Origin of the sequence: Streptomyces sp. NPDC056160 (genome assembly GCF_042268205.1) — a bacterium.
Classification (GTDB): domain Bacteria; phylum Actinomycetota; class Actinomycetes; order Streptomycetales; family Streptomycetaceae; genus Streptomyces.
Genome location: NZ_JBHJUW010000255.1, coordinates 1 through 5,813 on the forward strand (window position 1 = coordinate 1; position 5,813 = coordinate 5,813).

General features: G+C 74.2%; 5 protein-coding genes and 1 pseudogene. 3 read left to right on the forward strand and 3 right to left on the reverse strand.

Translation table 11 applies throughout. From position 1 onward, the window contains the following. Positions 1-58 precede the first annotated feature (58 nt). Entirely contained in the window at positions 59-1,177 is a 1,119-nt protein-coding gene (locus ACFC02_RS41190) for a glycerate kinase (RefSeq protein ID WP_376367945.1), read from the reverse strand. Positions 1,178-1,369: 192 nt separating this feature from the next. Between ACFC02_RS41190 and ACFC02_RS41195 the strand changes: the two genes are divergently transcribed. Both ACFC02_RS41195 and ACFC02_RS41200 read left to right on the forward strand, forming a co-directional pair. Continuing rightward, positions 1,370-1,861 carry an NUDIX domain-containing protein gene (locus tag ACFC02_RS41195; protein ID WP_376367936.1) on the forward strand — a complete coding sequence of 164 codons (492 nt, stop codon included), beginning with the start codon at positions 1,370-1,372 and terminating at the stop codon, positions 1,859-1,861. A gap of 43 nt (positions 1,862-1,904) precedes the next feature. Beyond that, positions 1,905-2,371, forward strand: a pseudogene (locus ACFC02_RS41200) (Sir2 family NAD-dependent protein deacetylase); the annotation flags it as partial. A 47-nt stretch (positions 2,372-2,418) separates the two neighbouring features. On the opposite strand, the gene ACFC02_RS41205 reads toward ACFC02_RS41200, so the two are convergent. Further along, positions 2,419-2,901 (reverse strand): methylated-DNA--[protein]-cysteine S-methyltransferase, encoded by a 483-nt coding sequence (locus ACFC02_RS41205; RefSeq protein WP_376367938.1) that lies wholly within the window; start codon positions 2,899-2,901, stop codon positions 2,419-2,421. Positions 2,902-2,912: 11 nt separating this feature from the next. Beyond that, a complete protein-coding gene (locus tag ACFC02_RS41210; RefSeq protein ID WP_376367940.1) occupies positions 2,913-4,409 on the reverse strand; it encodes an AlkA N-terminal domain-containing protein in 1,497 nt (498 codons plus the stop codon). A gap of 253 nt (positions 4,410-4,662) precedes the next feature. Between ACFC02_RS41210 and ACFC02_RS41215 the strand changes: the two genes are divergently transcribed. Beyond that, a complete protein-coding gene (locus ACFC02_RS41215; protein WP_376367943.1) occupies positions 4,663-5,724 on the forward strand; it encodes an alpha/beta hydrolase in 1,062 nt (353 codons plus the stop codon). Positions 5,725-5,813 lie beyond the last annotated feature (89 nt).

The window sequence follows — 5,813 nt, forward strand, 5'->3', positions numbered from 1 at the left end:
CCCCGGAACCGTACGGTTCCGGGGCCCTTCCGCGTACACCGGCCGGCGGTGGGCCGCCTCAGCCCAGGAAGTCCGCGCCGATGCGCTCGGCCACCTGCTCCAGGATCGGACCCGCCTCGGCGATGCACCGGGCGACGTCCGGCTCCACGTCCGTGAGCGCGTACGCCCGGCGGATACCGGCCCGGCCCAGCACCTCGGGGGCGAGCGCGAGCCGCCCGCACACCGCGACGACCTCCTTGCCTGCCGCGCGCGCCGCGGCGGCGACACCGGCCGGTGCCTTGCCGTGCAGGGTCTGCTCGTCCAGCGAGCCCTCTCCGGTGATCACCAGGGACGCCCGCCCCAGCGCGGGCGCGAAGCCGAGCACGTCGAGCATGACCTCGATCCCGGCACAAAAGCGCGCACCGACGATGAGCGCCCCGTACCCGATGCCGCCCGCCGCGCCGGCGCCGGGCGACGCGGCGAACTCGGCCGCCCGCGTCCCGATCGCCTCTTCCAGCACCTTCGCGTAGTGCGCGAGGGCCGCGTCCAGCGTCTCCACGTCCGCGGGCGAGGCACCCTTCTGCGGCCCGTAGACCGCCGGGGCGCCCTTCGGGCCGGTCAGCGGATTGTCCACGTCGCTGGCCAGCACGAACTCGACATCGGCGAGCCGCACATCCAGGCCCGACAGGTCCGCGCGGGCCAGGTCCGCCAGTCCACCGCCGCCGGGCGCGACCGGCTCGCCGTCGGCGGTGAGGAACCGCGCGCCCAGAGCGGACAGCATGCCCGCGCCGCCGTCGGTGGTCGCGCTGCCGCCCACGCCGAACACGATCGTCCGGGCGCCGGCGTCGAGCGCGGCCCGCAGCAGCTCACCCGAGCCGTACGTCGAGGCCGACAGCGGCGCGAAGACGCCGGCCGGGAGCCGCTGCAACCCGCTGGCCTCGGCCATCTCCACGACCGCGGTGTCACCGCGCAGCGCGAACGCCGCCGTCACCTCATCGCCGAGGGGCCCGGCGACCCGCGCCTCCCGGCGCTCGAACCCGGCCGCGACCGCCGCGTCCACGGTGCCGTCGCCGCCGTCGGCCACGGGCAGCGCCTCGACCTCCACGTCCGGCACGACCCGCCGCAGCCCGGCCGTCACCCGCTCGGCGACCTGCACGGCCGTCAGCGAGCCCTTGAACTTGTCCGCGGCAATCAGCACCCTGCGGGTGCCGTGCACTGCAGCGTCCGCCACCTTGCATTCCCCTTGCTCTCCGGGCCCCGCACGTCAGGGGGCCAGTCGCGCCGCTGTGACCATAACCGGCGACACCCCCCGCCGTCATGCCCCGCCCGCTCCCTGAGAAGCCCCAAGGCCTCGCTCCGCCCGGCTTGCCGGTGCCCTTACCCTTCCTTGATGACCACTGCGGACTACGCCACGTACATCGCCGGCCTGCCCCGGGTGCTCGCCGGTGCCGCCGCTCTCTTCCGCGACACGCAGGGGCGCGTGCTGCTCGTCGAGCCGAACTACCGGGAGGGGTGGGCGCTGCCGGGCGGCACGGTCGAGTCCGACACCGGCGAGAGCCCCCGCCAGGGCGCCCGCCGCGAGACCCTGGAGGAGATCGGTCTCGACCGCCCGCTCGGGCGGCTGCTCGCGGTGGACTGGGTGCCCGGCACCGGCCGCCCTCCGCTGGTCGCGTACCTCTACGACGGCGGGGTCCTCACCGACGAGGACCTCAAGGCGATCCGGCTCCAGGAGGAGGAACTGCTCTCCTGGCGCCTGGTGGGGCGCGACGAACTCGCCGCCCGTCTGACGGGCTCCCTGGGCCGCCGCGTCCTGGCCGCCCTCGACGTGCTCACCGAGGGCACGGGCACGGCGGAACTGGAGAACGGCCACCGCGTCGGCTGACCGCCCCGAGGCCCCGCCCCGCCCGGGCCCGTAGGCTCCTGATGTCCGTGTACGGGTCCTCGCCCAGAACGTGGCCGGACTGCACCAGCCCGCGGGGACGCCCGCCCGCAAGGTGCTCGAACCGCACGGGGGCGTACGCAGTGTCGTGTGCACGCGGTGTCATGCGCGTGGGCCCAGGAGGACGCGCTCGCCCGTGCCGAGGCCGGTGAGGACGATCCGCCCTGCCGGGAGTGCGGCGGCGTCCTCAAGTCGGCCACGGTGATGTCCGGCGAGCGCCTCGACCCGGTCGTCCTGGGCGAGGCGCTCGCGATCGCCAAGGCCTGCCGGGTGTTCGTCGCCGTCGGGACGAGCCTCCAGGTGCAGCCCGCGGCCGGGCTCGAACGGGTCGCCGCCGACCACGGCGCGCGCCTCGTCGTCGTCGATGCGGAGCCGACGCCGTACGACGAGATCGCCGACGAGGTGGTCCGCGAACCCGTCGGCACCGCCCTGTCCGCGTCGCTGGACCGGCTGCGCGACGCCGGCCCAGCCAGGATCGGGGCCCCTCGGGCCGGGGGCGCTCAGAAGAGTCCGGCGCCCTGCTCGAAGTCCAGCAGGCGGCGCTTGCGGGCGAGACCGCCGCCGTAGCCGGTCAGGCTGCCGTTCGCGCCGATGACGCGGTGGCAGGGGACGATGATGCCGACGGGGTTCTTCCCGTTGGCCAGGCCGACGGCGCGGGAGGCCTGGGGGCTGCCGAGGGCGTGGGCGAGTTCGCCGTACGTGCGGGTCTCGCCGTAGGGGATCGCGCGCAGTTGGTCCCAGACGCGGCGCTGGAAGGGGGTGCCGGCCAGGCGCAGCGGGAGGGTGAACTCCTTGAGACGGCCCGCGAAGTAGGCGGCGAGCTGGTCGGCGGCCTCCGCGAAGCAGCGGTCGTCCCGCTCGCCGAACGTCTCCTGGAGCGGACGGTGGCGCTGGTCGGTCATGTACAGGCCGCACAGGACGCCGTCGTCGGCGACGAGGGTGAGCGGGCCGTAGGGGCTGTCGATGACGGTGTGCTGCTTCATCCGGAACGTCCTCAGACGGGAAGGAAGTTGATGGGGTGGTTGTCGGTGGCCCACAGGTACTGCACGGCGTAGGCCCGCCAGGGGCGCCACGCCGCGGCGCGGGCGGTGAGGGCGGCCGGGGTGGAGGGCAGGCCCAGTTCGCGGGCTGCGCGGCGGATGCCGAGGTCGGTGGGGAGGAAGGCGTCGGGGTCACCGAGGGCGCGCATGGCGATGACGTCGGCGGTCCAGGGGCCGAAGCCGGGCAGTGCCAGAAGGTCGTCGCGGGTGCGGGGCCAGTCGCTCTCCACCCCGAGGCTCAGGGTGCCTTCGGCGAGCCGGTGGACGAGGGTGGTGAAGGTGGTGCGCCGGGTCCGGGGCATGGCCAGGGACTCGGGGTCGAGGGCGGCGAGCGCCTCGGGGGCGGGGAAGAGATGGGTGAGGCCGCCCTCGGGGTCGTCGACCGGCTCGCCGTGGGCGGTGACGAGGCGGGCCGCGTGGGTGCGGGCCGCGGCCGTGGAGACCTGCTGGCCGAGCACGGCCCGGACGGCGAACTCCGCCTCGTCCACGCTGCGCGGCACCCGCCGGCCCGGGGCCTTGTCGACCAGGGGGGCGAGGACGGGGTCGGTGCGCAGCTGGTCGTCGATGGCGACCGGGTCGGCGTCCAGGTCGAGCATGCGGCGGCAGCGGCTGATGGCGACGGGCAGGTCACGCAGGTCGCCGAGGGTGAGCCGGCAGGCGATGTGGTCCGGGCGCGGGGTGAGCGCGGCGATGCCGTGGCCGTAGGGCAGGCGCAGCGTGCGGCGGAAGGCGCCGTCGCGCCACTCCTCGACGCCGGGTACGGCGGTCGCGGCGAGGTGGCCGAAGAGGTTGTCCGGGTTGAGCGGAGCGCGGAAGGGCAGCCGCAGGGACAGGGCGCCGGGCCCGGCGGTACGCGCCGGGCCCGCGGCGGCCTCCCGGGGTGCCCGGCCGCGCAGCTCGCTGGGGGTGAGCGCGAAGACCTCGCGCACGGTGTCGTTGAAGGCGCGGATCGAGGCGAAGCCGGCGGCGAAGGCGACCTCGGCCATGGGCAGGGCGGTGGTCTCGATCAGCAGCCGGGCGGTCTGGGCGCGCTGGGCGCGGGCGAGCGCGAGCGGGCCGGCGCCGAGTTCGGCGAGGAGCTGGCGTTCGATCTGGCGGGTGCTGTAGCCGAGGCGGGCGGCGAGGCCGGGGACGCCGTCGCGGTCCACGACTCCGTCGGCGATGAGCCGCATGGCGCGGGCCACGAGGTCGGCGCGCCGGTTCCACTCCGGGGAGCCGGGGCTGGTGTCGGGGCGGCAGCGTTTGCAGGCCCGGAACCCTGCCTGCTGACAGGACGCCGCACTGGGCAGGAACGTCATGTTCTCCGGCTTGGGCGGCACCGCGGGGCAGCTGGGCCGGCAGTAGATGCGGGTGGTCAGGACGGCGGTGAAGAACCAGCCGTCGAATCGTGCGTCCTTCGACTGGACGGCGCGGACACAGCGTGCACGGTCGGTGTGCATCCCCTTCTGCATGCGTCCAGGATCCTGCATCGGCCGCGCACGGGCTGGCGGGAATCCGACATGACCCTTGCGTGTTCTGCGTGGCTCCGGATCGCTTGGCGAACTTTTCACCGTATTTCGGGGTGCGCATCAGCAACCCCGCCCCCTCATTCTGCATCCTGGTTGGTGCTGGGGGTGTTCGCAGGGTCTGCCCGTCGAGACACCAGCTTCTTGGTTTTCGGACGGCGGCCGCGGGTGCGGCATGCCGCTACGGGAAGGTGGCCGCGTGGCGCTGACTGGTGCGACGTTCTTCTTCGTTCTCGTCGTCGCGACGGTCCTCGCGATGATCGGCACGGTCGCGGTGTGGTCGAGAGTGCGCGGACCGCGGCCGGTGCGGTGGCTGGTGCACGGCGCGATGATCGCCCTGTGCCAGCTCACCGCCATCACCGTGGTGGCGACCTGGATAAACAACAGCTACGGGTTGTACGCCTCGTGGCAGGACCTGCTGGGCACGACCAGCAGCGCGAACGCGGACGCGATGCCCGGTCCGCCGGCGAGCCGTGCCAAGTTCAACCACGGAACGCGTGACGGTGTGCTCGACACGTACTTCCGCGGCAGCCGCTCCACTCTGTCGGGCCAGGTCCTGGTGTGGACGCCGCCGCAGTACAAGGAACCCGCCTACCGCAAGAAGCGGTTCCCGGTGCTGATCATGATGCACGGCGTCCCCGGTTCGCCGCAGTCCTGGCTGGAGCACGGCGGTATGCCCGGGGACTTCGAGAAGCTGATGAAGGAGCGCAAGGTGCATCCCTTCATCCTGGTGATGCCGGTGATCGACCCGGGCAGCGTGGACACGGACTGCAGCGACCTGCCCGACCGCAAGGTCGCCACCTGGCTCGCGTACGACGTCCCCGACCTGGTCCGGCACAAGTTCCGCACCCTGCACGGCAGCAAGGGCTGGGGCCTGATGGGCTACTCCACCGGCGGCTACTGCGCCGCGAAACTGCCGCTGCAGTACCCGAAGGTCTTCGGTGCGGGCGCCGCCATCGACCCCGACCCGCTGACGGGCGACAACGCGGTCCTGCGCGACCCCAAGGTGCGGCGGGCCAACACGCCCGCCGATCTCGTCGTCGGCTCCACGGCCCGGGTCAGCCTGTTCCTCGCCACCTCCCGCCAGGACCGGGTCAGCCCGCCCGCCTCCATCGAGAAGTTCCTGGCGGCGTCGGCGGCGTCCTCCGTGCAGGTACGCACCCAGTTGCTGCCCAGCGGAGGGCACAACTACCACACGTTCGCGGCGTCGTACCCGATGGCCTTCCACTGGCTGAGCGCCTGGCTGTCGGCGCCCAAGTAGGGCCGGGGCGGGCCGACCTCGGGGGCGCCGGGGCGGGCCGGCCTCGGGGGCGCCGGGGCGCCCGCCGCCCGCCGGGGCGGGCCGGTGGC